Genomic DNA, 248 nt, shown 5'->3' with positions numbered 1-248 from the left:
GTGACTATAAAGAAGAAAACAATCAGCTGGTGATCGGCGGCCTGCCGGAGCATTTCACCCTGACCATCGTCAATGAGATCAGCCCGGCGGCGAACACCGCGCTGGAAGGCCTGTATCAGTCAGGCGAAGCGCTGTGCACCCAGTGCGAAGCGGAAGGTTTCCGCCATATTACCTGGTACCTGGACCGCCCGGACGTGCTGGCGCGGTTTACCACCAAAATCATCGCCGACAAAGCGAAATACCCGTTC

Annotated in this window: 1 protein-coding gene; it reads left to right on the top strand. The window is 57.7% G+C overall.

Translation table 11 applies throughout. The features are described from left to right. On the top strand, positions 1-248 hold a 248-nt coding region (locus QP437_RS10260), incomplete at both ends, for a hypothetical protein (protein WP_285267765.1).

Source organism: Haemophilus sp. UMB1048, assembly GCF_030218125.1.
Classification (GTDB): Bacteria; Pseudomonadota; Gammaproteobacteria; order Enterobacterales; family Pasteurellaceae; genus Haemophilus_D.
Note: the sequence above shows the minus strand (reverse complement) of the source record. Positions and strands in the feature narration are given on the sequence as shown.